This window comes from Qipengyuania huizhouensis, from assembly GCF_019711635.1.
In the GTDB taxonomy this organism is placed as follows: Bacteria; Pseudomonadota; Alphaproteobacteria; order Sphingomonadales; family Sphingomonadaceae; genus Qipengyuania; species Qipengyuania huizhouensis.
Genome location: NZ_JAIGNT010000010.1, coordinates 44673 through 62330 on the forward strand (window position 1 = coordinate 44673; position 17658 = coordinate 62330).

The 17658-nt window shown below is 61.2% G+C and carries 20 protein-coding genes; 4 read left to right on the forward strand and 16 right to left on the reverse strand.

Annotation, left to right across the window (positions count from 1 at the left end; all coding sequences use genetic code 11):
* Window positions 1-284 precede the first annotated feature (284 nt).
* The gene (locus tag K3180_RS09535) at window positions 285-1808 is read left to right on the forward strand and encodes a TadA family conjugal transfer-associated ATPase (RefSeq protein WP_221540310.1); all 1524 of its coding nucleotides are present in this window, start codon (window positions 285-287) and stop codon (window positions 1806-1808) included.
* Between the two features lie 4 nt (window positions 1809-1812).
* Here K3180_RS09535 and K3180_RS09540 read toward each other — a convergent pair whose 3' ends face one another.
* Window positions 1813-2037 (reverse strand): hypothetical protein, encoded by a 225-nt coding sequence (locus K3180_RS09540; protein WP_247710458.1) that lies wholly within the window; start codon window positions 2035-2037, stop codon window positions 1813-1815.
* A 122-nt stretch (window positions 2038-2159) separates the two neighbouring features.
* On the opposite strand from K3180_RS09540, the gene K3180_RS09545 reads away from it, so the two are divergent.
* A complete protein-coding gene (locus K3180_RS09545) occupies window positions 2160-2291 on the forward strand; it encodes an entericidin A/B family lipoprotein (protein WP_221540313.1) in 132 nt (43 codons plus the stop codon).
* A gap of 3 nt (window positions 2292-2294) precedes the next feature.
* The gene (locus tag K3180_RS09550; RefSeq protein ID WP_221540314.1) at window positions 2295-2444 is read left to right on the forward strand and encodes an entericidin A/B family lipoprotein; all 150 of its coding nucleotides are present in this window, start codon (window positions 2295-2297) and stop codon (window positions 2442-2444) included.
* Between the two features lie 58 nt (window positions 2445-2502).
* On the opposite strand, the gene K3180_RS09555 is transcribed toward K3180_RS09550, so the two are convergent.
* The 15 genes from K3180_RS09555 to K3180_RS09625 form a co-directional block, all read right to left on the reverse strand.
* On the reverse strand, window positions 2503-3096 hold the full coding sequence (locus tag K3180_RS09555) for a DUF938 domain-containing protein (RefSeq protein ID WP_221540316.1): 594 nt from the start codon (window positions 3094-3096) through the stop codon (window positions 2503-2505).
* The gene (locus K3180_RS09560; RefSeq protein ID WP_221540319.1) at window positions 3093-4643 is read right to left on the reverse strand and encodes a fatty acid--CoA ligase; all 1551 of its coding nucleotides are present in this window, start codon (window positions 4641-4643) and stop codon (window positions 3093-3095) included. Before K3180_RS09560 ends, K3180_RS09555 begins: the two co-directional genes overlap by 4 nt.
* Window positions 4644-4720: 77 nt before the next feature.
* Window positions 4721-5173, reverse strand: coding sequence for an abscisic acid-deficient protein Aba4 family protein (locus tag K3180_RS09565; RefSeq protein WP_221540321.1), 453 nt, complete (start codon window positions 5171-5173; stop codon window positions 4721-4723).
* A 12-nt stretch (window positions 5174-5185) separates the two neighbouring features.
* Window positions 5186-5881, reverse strand: a complete 696-nt coding sequence (locus tag K3180_RS09570) for an NAD(P)H-binding protein (RefSeq protein ID WP_221540323.1) — start codon at window positions 5879-5881, stop codon at window positions 5186-5188.
* Window positions 5874-7034, reverse strand: a complete 1161-nt coding sequence (locus K3180_RS09575) for a deoxyguanosinetriphosphate triphosphohydrolase (protein ID WP_221540325.1) — start codon at window positions 7032-7034, stop codon at window positions 5874-5876. Before K3180_RS09575 ends, K3180_RS09570 begins: the two co-directional genes overlap by 8 nt.
* A 156-nt stretch (window positions 7035-7190) precedes the next feature.
* Entirely contained in the window at window positions 7191-8318 is a 1128-nt protein-coding gene (locus tag K3180_RS09580; RefSeq protein WP_247710459.1) for a S8 family serine peptidase, read from the reverse strand.
* A 135-nt stretch (window positions 8319-8453) separates the two neighbouring features.
* The gene (locus K3180_RS09585; RefSeq protein ID WP_221540327.1) at window positions 8454-9143 is read right to left on the reverse strand and encodes an aspartate/glutamate racemase family protein; all 690 of its coding nucleotides are present in this window, start codon (window positions 9141-9143) and stop codon (window positions 8454-8456) included.
* 46 nt (window positions 9144-9189) lie between these two features.
* Complete coding sequence (locus tag K3180_RS09590; protein ID WP_221540329.1) at window positions 9190-10197, reverse strand: alpha/beta fold hydrolase; 1008 nt, start codon at window positions 10195-10197, stop codon at window positions 9190-9192.
* On the reverse strand, window positions 10194-11207 hold the full coding sequence (locus tag K3180_RS09595) for an SO2930 family diheme c-type cytochrome (RefSeq protein WP_221540331.1): 1014 nt from the start codon (window positions 11205-11207) through the stop codon (window positions 10194-10196). The genes K3180_RS09590 and K3180_RS09595 overlap by 4 nt, the downstream gene beginning before the upstream one ends.
* Entirely contained in the window at window positions 11204-12406 is a 1203-nt protein-coding gene (locus tag K3180_RS09600) for a parallel beta-helix domain-containing protein (RefSeq protein WP_221540333.1), read from the reverse strand. Before K3180_RS09600 ends, K3180_RS09595 begins: the two co-directional genes overlap by 4 nt.
* A gap of 54 nt (window positions 12407-12460) precedes the next feature.
* Complete coding sequence (locus K3180_RS09605) at window positions 12461-12802, reverse strand: hypothetical protein (RefSeq protein ID WP_221540334.1); 342 nt, start codon at window positions 12800-12802, stop codon at window positions 12461-12463.
* A gap of 3 nt (window positions 12803-12805) precedes the next feature.
* On the reverse strand, window positions 12806-14248 hold the full coding sequence (locus K3180_RS09610; RefSeq protein WP_221540337.1) for an NAD(P)(+) transhydrogenase (Re/Si-specific) subunit beta: 1443 nt from the start codon (window positions 14246-14248) through the stop codon (window positions 12806-12808).
* A gap of 98 nt (window positions 14249-14346) precedes the next feature.
* Complete coding sequence (locus K3180_RS09615) at window positions 14347-14631, reverse strand: NAD(P) transhydrogenase subunit alpha part 2 (protein ID WP_160727349.1); 285 nt, start codon at window positions 14629-14631, stop codon at window positions 14347-14349.
* A 24-nt stretch (window positions 14632-14655) separates the two neighbouring features.
* Window positions 14656-15780 carry a Re/Si-specific NAD(P)(+) transhydrogenase subunit alpha gene (locus K3180_RS09620; protein WP_221540338.1) on the reverse strand — a complete coding sequence of 375 codons (1125 nt, stop codon included), beginning with the start codon at window positions 15778-15780 and terminating at the stop codon, window positions 14656-14658.
* A gap of 12 nt (window positions 15781-15792) precedes the next feature.
* Window positions 15793-15918 (reverse strand): aa3-type cytochrome c oxidase subunit IV, encoded by a 126-nt coding sequence (locus K3180_RS09625; protein WP_221540340.1) that lies wholly within the window; start codon window positions 15916-15918, stop codon window positions 15793-15795.
* Between the two features lie 201 nt (window positions 15919-16119).
* On the opposite strand from K3180_RS09625, the gene K3180_RS09630 reads away from it, so the two are divergent.
* Complete coding sequence (locus K3180_RS09630) at window positions 16120-17535, forward strand: sigma-54-dependent transcriptional regulator (RefSeq protein WP_221540342.1); 1416 nt, start codon at window positions 16120-16122, stop codon at window positions 17533-17535.
* Window positions 17536-17658 lie beyond the last annotated feature (123 nt).

A 17658-nucleotide genomic window follows, 5' to 3' on the forward strand; every position in this document is an offset into this window, starting at 1 on the left:
CACGGGGAAAGACACTAGATGCCCACGAGCCGCTCGACCGGATTGGCCCGGACACATCCCGCTTTGCTTCCGTGCCAAAGTATATCGTTCGATGCCATAATCTATGCAGTCCCGGCGCCTTTCTGCGGCGCCACGAAGGTGGCAGCATTTTCGTCGTGCTGAATGGACCGGTTAGGAAAAAATCAAGGTTTCCAACTTATTCACCAAACTTGCATACGCGGAATTCGCCGTCTTGAAGACAGCTGGGTTGCGTCACGACGATTACGACCTCGGGGGTTTAGGCAATGAGTGCATTCGGGCGGAAGAATGGGCCGGCTGGCATGGGCGCCGGATCGCGTCCGCAATTCGGTGTCGCTCGGCCGATGCATGGCGGCGTACCCGACAAGGAAGAAAAGAAGCAGGCCGGCGGCGAACAGTTCCCACCGCTGCCGCAGGACAGCGTTCCTCCTCCCGGCACCGGTGGATCGGCTGCCAGTGCCGATGCCATGGCGCGACTTTCGGAACGGATGAACACGACCCATTCGGGCGATTCGGAAGTCGGTGGTTTCGAGGCCAGCGTCCACAAAATCAAGGAACAGGTCCTTCCGCGCCTGCTCGAGCGCGTCGATCCCGAGGCGGCAGCAACGCTTACGAAAGATGAGTTGTCGGAGGAATTCCGCCCTATCATCATGGAAGTGCTGGCCGAACTGAAGGTCACTCTCAACCGCCGCGAGCAATTCGCGCTCGAAAAGGTCTTGGTCGACGAGCTTCTAGGCTTCGGCCCGCTGGAAGAGCTGCTCAACGATCCGGACGTGTCCGACATCATGGTCAACGGCCCGGACCAGACCTACATCGAAAAGAAGGGCAAGCTGACCCTCGCCCCAATCCGTTTCCGCGACGAGCAGCACCTGTTCCAGATCGCCCAGCGCATCGTGAACCAGGTCGGTCGCCGCGTTGACCAGACCACGCCGCTCGCCGACGCCCGCCTCAAGGACGGCAGCCGCGTGAACGTGATCGTACCGCCGCTCAGCTTGCGCGGCACCGCGATCTCGATTCGTAAGTTTTCCGAAAAGCCCATCACGCTCGACATGCTGCGCGACTTCGGTTCAATGTCGGACAAGATGTGCACCGCCTTGAAGATCGCGGGCGCATGCCGCATGAACATCGTCATCTCGGGCGGTACGGGTTCGGGTAAGACGACCATGCTCAACGCCCTGTCGAAGATGATCGATCCGGGCGAGCGTGTGCTGACCATCGAGGACGCGGCAGAACTTCGCCTGCAGCAGCCGCACTGGCTGCCGCTCGAAACCCGTCCGCCGAACCTCGAGGGCCAAGGCGCAATCACCATCGGCGACCTCGTGAAGAACGCCCTGCGTATGCGTCCCGACCGCATCATCCTGGGCGAAATTCGCGGCGCGGAGTGTTTCGACCTTCTCGCTGCCATGAATACCGGCCACGATGGCTCGATGTGTACGCTTCACGCCAACAGCCCGCGCGAGTGCCTCGGCCGTATGGAAAACATGATCCTGATGGGCGACATCAAGATCCCGAAAGAAGCCATCAGCCGCCAGATCGCCGAATCGGTCGATCTCATCGTTCAGGTAAAGCGCCTTCGCGACGGTTCGCGCCGCACCACCAACATCACCGAGGTGATCGGGATGGAAGGCGATGTGATCGTGACGCAGGAACTGTTCAAGTTCGAGTATCTGGACGAGAGCGACGACGGCAAGATTCTCGGCGAATTCCGTTCCTCTGGCCTGCGCCCCTACACGCTGGAAAAGGCGCGCCAGTTCGGCTTCGACCAAGCCTATCTGGAAGCCTGCCTCTAGCTCGCTAACCGCGTATAATTCCCGGAATTGCAACGGCCAGCAAGCCGCCGCCTATCACCGCGCAGATCAGGAAAAGTCCGGTCCAGGGCATCCACCCCACCCCGTCGATCTGCGCACGCCTGGCGCGGCGCCGCTCCATCACAAGCGCAAATCCGGCGCATAGAAGGAAACTCGCCCCCCACAGGGCGATCATATCTGCTTCGCTGGCAAACGTCAGGAATTCGTGCATGGCGCGCGATATGGGTACCAGCGGAACTTCTGCCAAGCTGGCGTTAAGGGAACCGGGTTATTGTTTACCCGTTCTAACCCGTTGAACGCCTGATGTTCGGGCCCTTCGGGAAGGATATAGACATGATCAAGAAGCTTATGCTCGCCCTCGGAATTACCACGATGAGTCTCGCAGCCACCGCTTGCAACACGGTCAAGGGTGTTGGCGAAGACATCGAATCCGTCGGCGAAGCCGGTGAGGATGCAATCGACTAAACCATGAAAAAGAAACCCGAATTCTTCCGTAAATCCGCACTGCTCCTGTCGGTAGCAGCATTGTCACTCGGGGTGACAGCCTGCAACACTGTCAAGGGGCTCGGCGAAGATATTAAATCCGTCGGCGAGGCGGGCGAGGATGCGATCGACTGAGCGCAACTCACGACATTGCGAAGAATGGCGAGACGCCCGCCCTTACCGGCGGGCGTTTCTATTTTCTGCGGTATACCAGCGTCAAATTGTTAGCAGGCATATGGTGTCTGGCCGTGCGGACGAAACCAGTATGTTCCGCCAAATCATCCATTTCGCTGACATACCGGATTCCCCATGCAGGATCACGGCTGCGCAGACTCGTATCGAAGGCGAGATTCGACGGTACGGCTTCTTTCCCATTTTCGAAAGACGGGCCGTAGAGGATGAGCGGTGCACCGGTGGTGAGTACTTGGCTGGCTCGCTCGAACAGACCTTGCGTTGCCGCCCATGGGCTGATGTGGACCATATTGATGCATAGCAGCGCGTCTGCCCGCACCACTGGCCAGTTCCCCTCTTTCGCATCCAGCTCCAATGGGGCCGCGAGATTTGCATATCCCGTTTGCCTCACCCACGAAGCAATCGATTCCAGAGCCGCCGGATCCCGATCGGTCGGCTGCCATTGCAGCGCGGGAAAACGCGCCGCCATGAATACCGCATGCTCACCAGTCCCGCTGGCGACCTCCAGCACGAGCCCGGTTTCAGGCAACTCCTTGGCCAGAACATCCGCGATCGGAGCAGAGTTTCGAGCAGCAGAGGGCGAGGTCCGCTTCAATTGACCTGTCGCTCGCGGCCTTCCCAGTAAGGGGCCCGCAAATCCTTGCGGAGGATTTTGCCGCTGGCGTTGCGGGGCATCACCTCGAGCACATCGATACTCTTTGGCACCTTGAAACCGGCAAGCCTTTCCTTCGTCCACTCAATCACCGAATCTGCATCCACTTCCTGACCTGCCTTGGCCACGATGCAGGCCTTCACCGCTTCCCCCCAGGTGTCGTCGGGCACTCCGATCACCGCAACTTCGCCTACCGCGGGATGGCCATAGATCGCGCTTTCGACCTGTGCCGGATATACGTTCTCGCCGCCCGAGATGATCATGTCCTTCATCCGGTCCTGGATGTAGACGTAGCCGTCCTCGTCCATGAGGGCAGCATCGCCCGTGTGCATCCAGCCATCTTTCAGCGAGCTCTGCGTAGCGTCGGGCAGATTCCAGTAACACGCCATGTTCGACGGGCTCTTGCAGATCAGTTCACCCACCTCGCCGCGGGGCAATTCTCGCCCATCTTCCCCGACGACCTTGAGTTCGACGCCGGGCACGGCCTTGCCCGCCGATTTCATCCGCTGATTGCCCGCCAGATCGTGATCCTCGGGTGGAAGGACTGCGATCGTCCCCGTCGTTTCGGTCATGCCGTAGCACTGAAGAAATCCGGCATCCGGGATGGTTCTTACCGCCTCTCGCAGCAGGTCGAGCGGAATGGGCGCCGCCCCGTAGAGAACATATTTGACACCGGACATGTCGGTCGTCTTCGCGCGCGGATGCTGAACGACCATCTGTAGCGCGGCCGGCACGATAAACAGGCGGGTTATGCCCTGCTCGAAAGCATCCAGCACGCCATCGGGCGTGAATTCCTCCTGCACAATTGCACGGATACCGGAACCCATCGCCATGATGCCAAGCCCCGTCCCGCCGATATGCGCGCAGGGCATGCAGACGAGGATGGCCTCATCCTCGTCGAAGTGCGACCATGGCTGGTCCGCCTCCTGGCTCGGCATGCGTAGCGCAAAGAGGTTGCGGTTCGTCAGGACGGCACCCTTGGGATTTCCGGTTGTGCCCGAAGTATAAAGCTGGAGGGCGGGATCGTCGGGACCAGCAGGAGCGAACGCGCCGGCGGAGGAGTTCTCGATTTCCCTGAGCGCATCACCGGTCGAAAGGATATCCGGAGGGGATTCCATCTGCTTGCAGGCCTTGCCGGCCAACTCGCCGAAGCCCTCGCCAAGCAAGACCAGTTTCGCTCCTGTATCGCCGAGAATATAGGCTATTTCGGGAGCAGCGAGACGCCAGCCGATAGGGACCATGACCACACCGGCACGAGCAGCCGAATAGAAAAGTTCGAAATAATGGCGCGAGTTCTTGCCGAGCCACGCGATCCGATCGCCTTTGCCCACGCCGCGTGAAGCCAACATGGAGACGATCTTGCGGCTGCGAACTTCAAGCTCCGCAAAGGTGAGCGCTTCATCGTCCTGCTCCAGCGCGACGTTATCGGGCCGTTCGACTGCCCAATGCTGGATAAGCTCATCGAATGTGAGCTTCTGCGTGGCTTCCATATATCCTCTCCGCTGCTTTCAGCTTCGATGACATCATGCCACGCCAGTTGCATCGCGCAACCGGTTTCGGAACGCTCCTACTGCCAGCGCCCGGCGGCCCTCGCGCGGCGCTCGCGAACTGCCAGCCATACCAGAAGTCCCAGCGGCCCCGCCATGAATGTCGCGACAAGGATTGGAGCCTGAAGCAACCGCGAAAAGCCCTTCGCATCCGCGTCTCGCACGATCCAGAGCCCCACGAACAGGTCGAAGGCCAGATAATGGATCCAGCCTATCGCAACACCGCCGTCGCTCGCAAAAATCGAACGGATGCCTTCGATCGAACCGAAATCGAAACCGGAACCATCTCCGCCAACCGGGTCGAGCAATCCGGACAAAATCCCGACCAGACCGAGCATATAGGTCAGGCACAAAAGACCGATGCCGAGGTAAAGTACCGCTGCAAGCAGTGCCGGCCAGCGTGGAAGGAAGATGAGCGCTGACCACATTACAATCGCCAGGATGTTGGCCGCAGAGAAAACGATGTCCCACACGTCTCGATCTCCTTACTCTTCGATCAAAATCGGGAGGCTGTTCGCCGCACGCCGGATAGCATCGTTGTCATGGACGAACCTTCCCCGCGCTGCGCGCTTGGCGAGTGCAATTGCCGCCCTGGCGACAATTTCCGCCTTGATCCCGCGATACTGCCGGTATTTGCCAAGCATGAACAGATTGGCGAGCGGTGCAGTCGCTATCCCGAGCCGTTCGGCAGTACGCCGATCGTTATCGCGCTGACCGACCAGCAGACCCGGCCGCAGAATGTCGAGCCGCGGGAACCTGAGTCTGGTAAGTTCGCGCTCGGTTTCCCCCTTGACCCGCAGATAGAGGTTTTTCGAGGCAGTGTCCGCGCCGACGGAGCTCACGGCGACCAACCGCTCCACGCCATTGGCAAGCGCAGCCTTTGCTGTCGACAGGACGAGTTCCCGATCTACAGCACGAAAAGCCGCTTCGTTCTCTCCCGACTTCTTCCATGTCGTACCCAAGGCGCAAATGACCGCCTTGGGACGCAGCGCCTCGAAGACTTCGCCCCATTTCGACGGATCGGCGACAAAATATTCGATACGAATTCCCGGCGGCAGCTTGGCCTCGCGCCGCCCGATGGCTTGCAGGCGAATATCCTCTCGCCCCACGCATTCTTCCATCACCTTGCCACCGATCAGGCCGGTTGCGCCAACGAGGCAGAGGCGTAGCGCCTCAGACATTCGAAAGTCCTTCGGGCGCACGACCATAGATACGGCGGCACTGGTTGATCGCGAAACGATCGGTCATGCCAGCAATGAAATCGGCAATATGGCGGCTCTTTTGCGGTTCGTCCGCAGGCAGGCGCGCCACCCAATCGTCTGGCATAGTCGCCGGATCCTGCTGGTAGGCAACGAATAGTCGCGCCACGACGTCGCGCGCCTTCTCGGCGGTCTGGATTTGCTCCGGATGATAATAGAGACGCTGGTACATGAACTTCTTCAAACGCCGCTCCTCCACAGCGATCCCGGGCGAGAAGCCGGCGAGTTGCCTGCCAGCGCCGCGGACCTGACCGATGCTGTCCATCCCCGCCACATTGGAGCGTGTGTGCTTGATGACATCGTTGACCATCAGGCCGATCTGGCTGCGGACCAGCTCCCGCAACTGAGTTTCCCGCGTCGCATGGGGGAAACGCTGTTCGACCCGCCTGAACTGGTCGGCCAGAAATTCGATCTCCATCAGATCGTCGAGATCGAGGAATCCGGCACGAAGTCCGTCGTCTATGTCGTGATTGTCGTAGGCAATATCGTCGGCCACGGCGGCGATCTGCGCTTCCAGCGAAGGCCACTCACCGAGATCGAGACCATACGCCGTATCGATCTCCGCCAAGGCCCAGTTCGGGGCGCCAACGGGACCGTTGTGCTTGGCCATGCCCTCGAGCGTTTCCCAGGTTAGATTCAGACCTACATGATCCGGATAGGGGCTCTCGATCCGCGCCAGCGTGCGAATACCCTGCGCGTTGTGATCATAACCACCCGCATGCTCCATGGCCTGTTCCAGCGCCTTCTCCCCCGCATGGCCAAAGGGTGGATGGCCGATATCGTGGGCAAGGCACAGCGCTTCGGTCAGGTCCTCGTCGAGCCCTAACTCGCGTGCGATGACGCGGCCGATCTGCGCGACTTCGATACTGTGTGTCAGCCGCGTGCGATAATGGTCGCCGTCGGGGGCAATGAATACCTGGGTCTTCGACCGAAGGCGGCGGAAGGCGATCGAATGGATTATCCGGTCGCGATCACGCTGGAATTCGCTGCGGGGTCCGCGCGCACCGTCGCGGTTTTCGGCGAATTCGCGTCCGCGCGAATGCGCAGGATCGGCAGCGTAGGGAGCTCTATGCATGGAGCGCTGAGGCTTAGGTGAGCCGATTTGTCACGACAACGTGAACGAAACACGAACTCGGCAGCTTTTCGGCAGGCAGCACCATTCCATCGGGCAAAAGAAAGGGCCGCGCGCTTTCAAGCGGCGCAGCCCTTTCAGGAATGCGACCTCAACCGATCAGTTGATGCCGATGGTGTCCGGATTTCCATCCGGATCACCGTTCACGGTGCCGCCGCTCCGCGGTGTGCCGAGCAGCAAGAGGCCGGCCATATGCGGGCTTGCCATCGAAGTCCCCGATAGCGTGGCGTATCCGCCATCCTTGTAGGTAGAGAGAATGGACGAACCCGGCTCTGCATAATCGACCGGCGGATTGCCGTAGTTCGAGAAGCTCGACCAGTTATCGCCCTGCGCGAAGGAACTGATGGTATAGATGTTCGCATGATTGGCCGAAGCCGGCGACTTGGTCGTAGCACTGGTACTTTCGTTGCCTGCTGCCAAGGCAAACTCGAGCCCGCCCTGCGCCGCAGCGATGACCGCATCGTTGAGCGCTTGGCTGAACCCGCCACCCAGCGACATGTTCGCTACATCGTCCGAATTTGCGATCGACGCGGCATATTCGATTCCGGCAATAACCCCGCTGGTCGATCCCGACCCGCGACGGTCGAGGACCTTGATGCCGATCACTGTTACACCCGGCGCCACACCTACGACACCGATTCCGTTACCTTTGATGGCCGCAATCGTACCCGCCACATGCGTGCCGTGACCATTGCCGTCATCGGCATTCTTGTCGCGCGTGAAATTGGCGGCAAGGCTGGTATCCACATTCAGGTCCGGATGGTCGAAATCCACTCCGGTGTCGATCACCAGTGCGCGACCAGTGGCGCCCGTCTGGCCGCCACCGACGCGAGTGACACCCCAAGGAGTGGACTCGCTTGGCTGGGTTCCGCCGTCGCCACCGCCGCCAGGTCCCTTGCCCGGGGGCGGAGCGCTGACACTGTAGACCTGATCCTGTTCGCAGTAGGCGATCCGCGGGTTGTTCGCCTGCATCTTGGCCACCGCCTGCGGGGCTGCGTTTACGGCAAAGCCGCGGATCGTCCGCTCGTAAGTGAATTTGACATTGGCACCACCGGCCCGAGCCGAACGGTTGGCTTCCGCCTTCACCTGACCCTTGCTTACAAGGCCGGGGTTGAAAACGCAGACATACTGGTTTTCGATTTTCTGTGCTGCGGCAGGCGCAGCGGCAACCACTCCCGCGATCGCGATTAGGCTCGCGGTCGCGAGGCGACCTTTGTTCATTTTCATTGTTCAGTCCCTTCCCATGAGATTGAGGAAGGAGAGAATGCCCGACCAAGGACGAACGGCAAGCCGCAGATAGTTAAAATACCCCGAATAATTCAGGAGAGTTACAAAAAAGTCGCAAAACTTGCCAGTTGGGTTTCATTCCAAAATCCAATCCGCTGCCGCCCGGCAATGAATATCGGTGGAATCGAAGACCGGCAGGACGTTGGCATCGGTATCGACCACCAGTTCCAGTTCGGTGCAGGCCAGGACGATCGCCTTGGCGCCCTGCTTTTCCTTTATCGTGATAATGGTCTTGAGTGCCCGTTCCGCATCTCGGGTCACGCGGCCGAGCATCAGTTCCTTGTAGATGATGCCATCGACCAGTTCGACCTCGTTGGGGTCGGGCGGAAGCAGGTCAACGCCGTGAGACACCAGCCTCTGCCGATACCAGCTTTCGGTCATGACAAAGCGCGTACCGAGCAGGGCCGCGCTTTGGCAATTCGCCTCGGCCATCGCCTTTCCGACCGCGTCGGCGATGTGGATTACGGGAATGGAGATCGCCTCGGCCACGCGGTCGTAGCTCTTGTGCATGGTATTGGCAGCGATCACGATGCCTTCGGCCCCGGCCGCCTCGAGCTTGCGGGCACTTTCGACCAGAATCGTGGCGATGGCGTCCCAGTCATCGGCATTCTTGGCGCCGGCGATGCGTGAATAATCCAGGCTGTCGATCAACATAGGCGCGCTGGCCATGGGCTGCGCACGCTTTTGAACCAACTTGATGATGCGTTCGTAATAGGCGCGGGTGGAAATCCAGCTCATCCCGCCGATGAGACCCAATGTGCGCAAGAGTAGCGCTCCCTCTGTAACCGTTATGCCGCCCCTGTGCGGCCCATCATGATGCAGAAGTCACAACGGGCTCGGTGGATGGCGGTTCCTCGACAGGCAACTGCGGTGGAATCAACGCTTCCGAAAGCCAGATCTTCAGGTCGATCACGCTCCGCTCCGCAGCCTCTTCCATCGGAAGATGGCCGATGCCCTCGTAGGAAACGAGGGTCGCCCGCGGCAGGTGCTCGGCGTACCATTCTCCTGCTTCATAAGGAATCAACGTATCTTCCCTTCCCCACATCACCAGCGTGGGGATCTGCAAGCGCTCGATTTCTTCGGAGGTAAAGGTGGCGCGCGCCGAGCCGAAGCGTTTCCGGGTGGCGTCGCGATTACCCGGATAGCGGGCGAGCTCCCAGTATCGGTCGACGGCCTCATCCGTCACCACATCCTGGTTCGAAACGCTTTGCGACAGGCTCTTCTCGACCAGCGAACGCGGCAGGAGCTGGCTCATGATGTCGCCGATTACAGGCATTCCCGCCAATTTGAACGCGATATTGCCGCTGCCTTCGCGTCTCACCGGCGCCCCACCTGCATCGACCAGCACGAGCGCGTCCAGCCGCCACGGTTTCTCGAGCGCATAGGCCATCGCGATCCCGCCGCCCATCGAATTGCCGGCAAGGGTGAAGGTCTCGATGCCCAGTTTCTCCGTTACCGCATCGATATCCGCGCCGAAACCCTGGGCGGAATAGTCATCGTCGGGCGCCGGGCCGGTAAGCCCGTGGCCGCGCTGGTCGAAGCGGATGACGCGGTAATCTCCCCTCAGCCGATCGGTCCACGGCTGCCAGGTGTGGAGATCGGCATTGGAGCCATGGAGCAGCACGATCACCGGCGCATCGCGGGGCCCTTCATCCCGTAGGTGAATCTCGCGGCCGTCCTCGAGCATGAGGAACCGCGAAGGACTACCGCCATACTTGGCGCGCATTTCCGCCGGATCGGTGTCCGGGACCCGAAAAACGAGGAAGGCGATCACGAGGATCGCCGCCGCCACCAGCATTCCGCGCCAAACCCATTTCACGGGGCCATGCCCTTGATCCACTCGCGCACGATTTCGGTGCCTTCGTCGTCAACCGTCGACTTGCCGAGTTCAGGCATCGCGACACCGGGATCGTCGCTCAGCATGCGGTGCAGCAGAATGGATTCGTCCGGCTTGCCGGGCACGATATCGTAGAGATGCTTGCCCGCTCCTCGCCCTGCGGCAACGGGACGCTTCATGATGCCGATGGCATGCGGATCGTCCTGTTCCCAGCGCAGGTCCAATCCGCTGTTCGACGCGGTCGCACCGGGCCGGTGGCAGTGGGCGCAATTCACATCGAGATAGGCGCGCGCTGCCTCATCGACGCTTGCAGAGGCACGATTTTCCCAGACCGGTAGTGTGTCTGCTCCATCTGGAACCTGCCCCAGCGTGGCCTCCAGCCAGTCAGCTGATAGGTTGCGCGCCTTTGGGCCGATGGGAACGACATCACCGTCCAGCCCGTGGCATTCTTTGCATTGGTTCTTGTTCGGCACCCGGTAGCTTATCATCTCTCCCGCGGGCGTCGTCGCCTGTACCCGCGCACCAGCCACCGCCAGCGTCGCCTCGGTCTGTTCTTCGTTCCAGAGATAGGGGAGCGCCAGCCAGCCATCGGCGCGGTGAAGAAGAACGCGGGTTTCGACAAGGCGGCGCTTGCCATTCTCCTCGAAGGCGAATGTCTTGATAAGCGCAGAGCCGACAGGGAATTCAAGCAACCCCTCACCTGAAGCGCCGACCTTTTGCCCCCCCGGCACATAGACGAAGCGCAGCTTTTCCGCCCCGTCGGAATAAAGCGGCGTGTTCAGGCGATAAGGAGACACACCAGCGGTGGGTAACTGAGCACTTGGATCCTCGAAGAAGCCGAAGTCGGACAGAAGGCGCGGCATTCCTTGCGTCACTGCACTGTCACTGACCGAAGCTGGTGCGGGCAGCGGCTGGAAAACCTCAGCCCGCACTGCGACCGATCCGGCCAACGCAAGGCTCGCGAAGGCAAGAAGGGCGGAGCTGGCATTCATCCCCCGAGCCGCGCCTCCAATTCGGCGGGCGCTCCGATATCTTCGGTTGGAAAGCGCTCGCTGGGCGGCGGAGCCTGAAGGGGCGCAGGCGTGGCACCGGCCATCCCCTTGCCCTGCTCGGTAAGGTTGAGTGTCCATCCGGAAATGCCTGACGCAACCTTCAGCGTCACTCCCGCTTCTCCCAGCCCATCCCACATCAGCGGGGGCAGTTCTCCGCCGAAAGCTGCCAGCAGCGCCTCGGCCCCATCGATTTGCGGATCGTAACCGCCTTGCGCGATCTGGTTGCTTCCCACCACGACGTTGCGGGGAACGGGATCGTAATTCTCGTCTTCGAACGGCTGCGGATAGGCGATGACCATGATCGGGGCGGTCGGATTGCCGGACAGGATATTGTTCTCGATCAGCACGCTTTCATTGGCCATCACCATGACACCCGTACCCCGCAGCACTCCCGCGACGATATTGCCGGGCGGCGCGAAATTGGGCGTGTCGTTCGCGACCACCAGATTGTTTGCGACCACCACATTGCCGCCGCCCATCACCGGCAGGTTGGGCAAGTCGAACACCAGGATGCCGCCCGTATTGCGCGTCGCGACATTGTGCTCGACCAGCGCATTGCGGCTGTTTTCGATCTCGATCCCGGCGACATTGGCCTCGGCGATTGAATTGCGCACGGTAATACCGTTCGACTGGCCGACATATATGCCCGCATCGCTGGCACCGGTCACCTTCACGCCGTCGACCAGCACTCCGGTGCTTTCCACCGGATAGATACCGTAGGCCCCATTTTCCGGGTGCGGCCCGCGGGTCCAGGTCACGCGCACGCGGTGATAGACGATATTGTCCGCACCCTTTGATTTGACCCCGTCGCCCTTGGGGTTTTCCAGCGCGAAATCGCGCAGGGTGACATTGTCGCTGGTAACCAGCAGCCCCTCGCCTGCGCCCTGCTGGGACGTAAAGTCGAGTACCGTGCCATCCATCCCCGCGCCGCGAATGGTGACACCCTCTACATCAAGGCTGAGGCCGTCGGTCAGAGCATAGCGGCCTGCAGCCAGCACGATCTCGTCCCCCGGAGCGGCGAGGATCAATGCTTCCTGAAGACGCTCCTGCGCGCCCTCACCCGGTTCAATCGTGTGGGTTTCGGCCAGCACCGGTGCAGCACTCGCGAGAAGTATGGCGGAAATGGCAGTACGGATCATGAGTCTCTCCCTCCCGGCCCATAGTGCCGAGCGGACAAACTATTGCAAGCGGTCCTAGCCTGCAGAGAAGGAACAAATCGCGGCGGAAGTGCCGACCACTTCGATAAGTTCGCGGTCTTCCACCGAGCGCAGGCGCTCGAGAAATTCGACCGTGCTGGCGGGAAGACCTGCTTCGCCTTCCCTTTCACCCAAGCGTTCCAGTTCGCGAAGCTGCGAGATCGTGAGCCGCTCCGACATGCGCGTGCCCATGCAGGCGGCGACCGGTTGCGGAACGCCGCGATCGACCAGCGCACTTTCGATGCGGCCCGCGGTCACCCGCTCGAAGCCGCCAAGCGCGCCCCATAGACCGATGCCTGCGAGCGCCAGCAGAACGATGACAATCAGTGTCTTGCGCATGGTTCAGTCGAGCGCCTTCACGATTTCCTCGACCATCTTCTTTGCATCGGACAACAGCATCATGGTCTGGTCCATGTAGAATACGTCATTGTCGACGCCCGCATAGCCCACGCCGCCCATCGAACGCTTGATGAAAAACACCTGCTTGGCCTTGTCCACGTCGAACACGGGCATGCCGTAGATCGGGCTGGACTTGTCGGTCTTCGCCGCCGGATTGACCACATCGTTCGCCCCGATGATGAAGGCGACGTCCGCCTGCGCGAATTCCGAATTGATGTCCTCCAGTTCGAAGACATTCTCATACGGCACCTGCGCCTCTGCCAGCAGCACGTTCATGTGCCCCGGCATACGGCCTGCAACCGGGTGGATCGCGTATTTTACCTCCACACCCTTTTCCTCGAGCAGATCGGCCATTTCGCGCAGCGCGTGCTGCGCCTGGGCGACTGCCATTCCGTAACCCGGGATGATGATCACCTTTTCCGCCTGTTCCAGCATGAAGGCCGCATCGGCCGCACTGCCCTGCTTGTAGGGCCGCTGCTCACCGCTTTCGCCGCCGCCCGAACCCGCATCGGCGCCGAAGCCGCCTGCAATCACGGAGAGGAAGCTGCGATTCATAGCGCGGCACATGATGTAGCTCAGGATCGCACCCGAAGAGCCGACCAGCGCGCCGGTAATGATCATTGCGGTGTTGCCGAGCGTGAAACCCATCGCCGCCGCAGCCCAGCCCGAATAGCTGTTCAACATCGACACGACGACCGGCATGTCCGCCCCGCCGATGGGGATGATCAGCAGGAAACCGATAAGGAAGGCGAGAACTGTCAGCCCGACGATCAGCGGCATGGTTTGCGCAGGTCCTGCAATCGCGAACAAGGCTGTAAGGACGATGATTGCGGCGAGCGTGCCCAGATTGATCACATGCCGCATGGGCAAGAGAATCGGAGAACCGCTCATCCGGCCCGAAAGCTTGGCGAATGCGATGACGGAGCCGGAGAAGGTGATCGCCCCGATAGCGATACCGAGGCCCATCTCCACCTTGCTGACCGCGCCAATGCTTCCCTCGGGTGTCAGCAGGCCGAAAGCGCCCGGATTGAGATAGGCCGCCCAGCCCACCAGAACGGCGGCGAGGCCGACGAGGCTGTGAAAGGCCGCGACCAGTTCGGGCATTGCGGTCATGGCGATGCGACGCGCAATCAGGAAGCCGATCAGGCCACCGATGGCAATCGCGATGCCGATCTCGACGATATTCGCAATGTCGTGCGTGACCAGCGTCGTCACCACCGCAATCAGCATACCGGCCATGCCGAAGCGGTTGCCGGTCCGGCTGGTCGACGGCGAGGACAGTCCGCGCAGAGCGAGAATGAAGAAAATACCCGCCACGAGATAGGCGAGTGCGACCCAAGGATTTACCGCTTCGCCGGTTGCCGCATGTGCGGGTGTAGCCCACATCGTCACCCCAGCGAAAGCTGGGGTCGCTCTCGGCAAGCGCCGCGCGAAATAGGCAGCGATCCCAGCTTTCGCTGGGATGACGGAGAATAGCGAACCCATCACTTCTTCTCCTTCTTCTTGTACATCGCGAGCATACGTTCGGTTACCGCGAAGCCGCCGAAGATATTGACGCTCGCCAACACCACACCCAGCAGCCCGAGCCATTTGGCGACTTCGCTGCCCGCCTCAGCCGCCGCGATCAGCGCGCCGACGATGATCACACTCGAAATCGCATTGGTCACCGCCATCAGCGGCGTGTGCAGCGCAGGCGTGACCGACCAGACCACGTAGTAACCGACGAAGCAGGCCAGCACGAAAATCGACAGGATCGAAATGAAGTCCATGTGTGGCCCCTCCCCGGGCCGGATCTATTGCGCGGTCAACCTCTCGTTCACGACCTTCCCGCCCTGCGTAAGCCGGACGGCATCGCCGATTTCCTCATCCAGCACAGGCTTGCCCTGCTCCTTGTCCCAGAAGGCTGAGAGAAAATTGTAGAGGTTGCGCGCGAACAGCGCAGAGGCGTCGGCGGCGAGGTGCCCGGCGGTATTCGAATAACCGACGATTTTCACGCCATGCTTCTCGACCGTCTGGTCGGGCTGCGAGCCTTCGACATTGCCGCCCTGCGCAACGGCGAGGTCGAAAATCACGCTGCCCGGCTTCATCGTCGCAATCTGCGCGTCCGAAATCAGCTTCGGCGCGGGCCGCCCCGGAATGAGCGCGGTCGTGATGACGATGTCCTGCTTGGCGATGTGCGAGCTGACCAGTTCGGCCTGCGCCTTCTGGTATTCCTCGCTCATTTCGGTGGCATAGCCGCCCGACCCTTCGCCCTCGATGCCTGCGACATTCTCGACGAAAATCGGCTTCGCCCCGAGCGACTGGATCTGCTCCTTTGTGGCGCTCCGCACGTCCGTTGCGCTTACCTGCGCGCCCAAACGCTTGGCGGTGGCGATCGCCTGCAGGCCCGCCACGCCTACGCCCATCACGAAGACCTTTGCCGCCTGTACCGTGCCCGCGGCGGTCATCATCATAGGGAAGGCGCGCCCATATTCGTTCGCAGCGGTCAGCACCGCCTTGTAGCCGGCGAGGTTCGACTGGCTGGAAAGCACATCCATGCTCTGTGCGCGGGTGATGCGCGGCATGAATTCCATGCTCAACGCCTCGAAACCGCCCTTGGCATAAGCCTCGACCCGGTCCTTCTCGCGAAAGGGATCGAAAGTCGCCGCGACCCAGGCACCCGGCTTCGCGCCAGTCAGCGCCATGACGTCGGGCGCCTGCACCGCGAGCACGATGTCCGCACCTTCGACCGCCTTGGGCGCAGGGACCACCTCGGCCCCTGCTTCCCGGTAGGCTTCGTCGGGAATGGAAGCGGTAATGCCCGCCCCTTCCTCGACCGCGACCGTGGCGCCCAGAGCAGCGAATTTCTTCACCGTTTCGGGCGTGATGGCGACCCGGCTTTCACCGGGCGCACGCTCCTTGAGCACCGCGATCCGCATGGGCACCTGTGCTTAGCTGGAAATCAGGATAACGACGACGGCCGTGATCACGGCCAGCAGCGGGACGGCCCATTTGAGCATGTCGATGAAGGAACTGTAGGTCTTCTTGTGCGCCTTCATGTCGTTGGCGGAATCCATATGCGTAGTATCCTTGCTTGGATTGGTTTTGCAGGCGGGGTCTATAATGCGTGTTGCAAATCGACAAGGGCATTGGCTCGGGCTTCCCCCACCCGCCTCTCGCCGGACTCGCGGTTAATCCTGCCTTTACCAGTCTGCGCTACCGTTTTCACTGATATGCGCTTGCCATTCTCGGTTCGCGCAAGAAGGAGCGAGAGCGCAATGGCGACAGACGAAGCACGCCTGCTGATGCTGGTCGATGACGAGCCTGCCCAGGCCCGCGTCATTTCCTCGCTCGCCGCTCGCGAAGGCTGGCACGCCTTGGCCGTAGATAGCTGTGATGCTGCGCTCGAACTGCTCGACTCCCCGCAAGGACTGGAGGTCGAAACAGTCTTGATCGACGGCCGCGTGCCGGGTGAACATGCCTGCGAATTCATTCGCCGGGTCAAATCTCAGCGACCCGAAGTCAGCGTTCTCATGCTGACGGCAAGCACCTCTCCCCTGCTGGCAGTCGAGGCCATGCGGGCCGGCGCCAACGATTATCTTATCAAACCCGTCACGCCGGAGCGCCTTGCCGTCGCGCTCAAGAGCACCACGAGACTGGCTACGGCGCGCGACGAATTACAGCCGCTGTCCGAGAAATTCTCGCCCATCCTCGAATTCGATGCCATGGTCGGCACCGACACGCACTTTCGCACTGCCCTGGCCAGGGCGGCCACGGCTGCCCGCGGGCATGGCCATGTTCTGGTCGAGGGCGAAAGCGGTACCGGCAAGGAAATGCTGATCCAGGCGATCCAGCATTCGTCGACCCGCAACAAGGCCCCGTCGCGCCTCGTGAAATGCGAGGGGCTGCAACATAACACGCTGGAATCGCTTCTGTTCGGCCATGAGAAAGGCGCCTTTGCCGGAGCTTTCGATCGGCAGGAAGGTGCACTGGCTGCCTGCGACACAGGAACCCTGATGCTCGACGGGATCGACACTCTCGCCCAAGACCATCAGGATCGGCTTGCCGATGTGCTGGATACCGGGATCGTGCGCCCGACCGGCGCTGCGCACGGGTTCAAGATCGATATACGGATCATCGCCTCATCGAACAGGCCACTGGATGTGCTGGTCGAAGATAGCCAGTTCTCGCCAGCACTTTACAAGAAGCTCTCCGCCACCCGCATCGTCATGCCCCCGCTGCGCGAGCGGGTGGGAGATATCCCCGCCTTGACCCGCTATTTCCTGGCCGAAATCGGCGAGCTTGAAGGCATGAGCCACCATTCGATCGCCGATAGCGGCCTGTCCTTGCTGGAGGCCTACGACTGGCCGGGCAATGTCCGCCAGTTGCAGACCGTGTTGTTCCGGGCCTGCGTCCACGAACGCCGCGAATCGCTCACCGCGCACAGCTTCCCGCATCTCGCCGAGCTTTTCGGCGATGCCGACCGGGGCGAAAGCCGCGCCCGCGGCCTGGGCGTGCTGCTCTACGAAGACGACGGCAATATCCGCCCGCTGGAGGAAATCGAGGCCGACATCATCCGTCTCGCCATCGGCCATTACCGTGGCAAGATGACCGAAGTCGCCCGCCGCCTCGGCATCGGCCGTTCGACACTCTATCGCAAGCTCAGCGAACTGGGCATCGACAACGCGGCCTGAGCTTGGCAAAATACTGCCACGCATTCGAGGAGCGAGTCAGGTGAACTAAGGCAACCGCCCCGGCGGATATAGATTGCCCGGGCCCATACCGGCCCGATCTGCCACACCTGAATCTCCCGAAAG

Excerpts from the sequence above, each read along its gene's own strand:
- K3180_RS09535 (WP_221540310.1), top strand. The coding sequence starts at position 285 with ATGAGTGCATTCGGGCGGAAGAATGGGCCGGCTGGCATGGGCGCCGGA.
- K3180_RS09540 (WP_247710458.1), bottom strand. The coding sequence starts at position 2,037 with ATGCACGAATTCCTGACGTTTGCCAGCGAAGCAGATATGATCGCCCTG.
- K3180_RS09545 (WP_221540313.1), top strand. The coding sequence starts at position 2,160 with ATGATCAAGAAGCTTATGCTCGCCCTCGGAATTACCACGATGAGTCTC.
- K3180_RS09550 (WP_221540314.1), top strand. The coding sequence starts at position 2,295 with ATGAAAAAGAAACCCGAATTCTTCCGTAAATCCGCACTGCTCCTGTCG.
- K3180_RS09560 (WP_221540319.1), bottom strand. The coding sequence starts at position 4,643 with ATGGAAGCCACGCAGAAGCTCACATTCGATGAGCTTATCCAGCATTGG.
- K3180_RS09570 (WP_221540323.1), bottom strand. The coding sequence starts at position 5,881 with ATGTCTGAGGCGCTACGCCTCTGCCTCGTTGGCGCAACCGGCCTGATC.
- K3180_RS09575 (WP_221540325.1), bottom strand. The coding sequence starts at position 7,034 with ATGCATAGAGCTCCCTACGCTGCCGATCCTGCGCATTCGCGCGGACGC.
- K3180_RS09580 (WP_247710459.1), bottom strand. The coding sequence starts at position 8,318 with ATGAAAATGAACAAAGGTCGCCTCGCGACCGCGAGCCTAATCGCGATC.
- K3180_RS09595 (WP_221540331.1), bottom strand. The coding sequence starts at position 11,207 with ATGAATGCCAGCTCCGCCCTTCTTGCCTTCGCGAGCCTTGCGTTGGCC.
- K3180_RS09600 (WP_221540333.1), bottom strand. The coding sequence starts at position 12,406 with ATGATCCGTACTGCCATTTCCGCCATACTTCTCGCGAGTGCTGCACCG.
- K3180_RS09605 (WP_221540334.1), bottom strand. The coding sequence starts at position 12,802 with ATGCGCAAGACACTGATTGTCATCGTTCTGCTGGCGCTCGCAGGCATC.
- K3180_RS09610 (WP_221540337.1), bottom strand. The coding sequence starts at position 14,248 with ATGTGGGCTACACCCGCACATGCGGCAACCGGCGAAGCGGTAAATCCT.
- K3180_RS09615 (WP_160727349.1), bottom strand. The coding sequence starts at position 14,631 with ATGGACTTCATTTCGATCCTGTCGATTTTCGTGCTGGCCTGCTTCGTC.
- K3180_RS09620 (WP_221540338.1), bottom strand. The coding sequence starts at position 15,780 with ATGCGGATCGCGGTGCTCAAGGAGCGTGCGCCCGGTGAAAGCCGGGTC.
- K3180_RS09625 (WP_221540340.1), bottom strand. The coding sequence starts at position 15,918 with ATGGATTCCGCCAACGACATGAAGGCGCACAAGAAGACCTACAGTTCC.
- K3180_RS09630 (WP_221540342.1), top strand. The coding sequence starts at position 16,120 with ATGGCGACAGACGAAGCACGCCTGCTGATGCTGGTCGATGACGAGCCT.